We start from the raw sequence: 440 nt of genomic DNA on the forward strand, positions 1-440 counted from the left end.
CCTGTATCTGCTTCATTAACGCAGCAAACGTCATATCTTTCTCACTGTGAATCCGTACAGGAACGGTATTAATGAACAAACCAACCATTGTATCGATGCCTGGAATATCCGCTGATCTGCCGGATACGACACTGCCAAATACAACATCCCGACTGTTGTTATACCGTTGCAGCACAACGCCCCACGCCGCTTGCAGCAGTGTATTGACCGTTACCTGCTGCTGCTTGACCAGCTTGTTCATCTGCTTGGTCACTTCGCGGTCCAGTGTAAACGAAAGCTTGTCCGCTTCATATTCTTTAGCGTGACCGTCCAGCTGTTTTGCCTGCGGCAATACCGTCTGCTGCTCGAAACCAGCAAAATAATCACTCCAGAACCGTTCAGCCTCTGCTTTGTCCTGCCGCTCCAGCCATTCAATATATTCGCTGTATGGCGTTACCGGG

1 protein-coding gene is annotated in these 440 nt (G+C 49.8%); it reads right to left on the reverse strand.

The genetic code is table 11. The annotated features are described in order from the left end of the window. Positions 1 to 440: condensation domain-containing protein (locus ACL9RM_RS26535; protein WP_414126707.1), on the reverse strand; the 440-nt coding region annotated here is incomplete at both ends.

This window comes from Paenibacillus sp. S29, assembly GCF_049319765.1.
GTDB lineage: Bacteria > Bacillota > Bacilli > Paenibacillales > Paenibacillaceae > Paenibacillus > Paenibacillus polymyxa_B.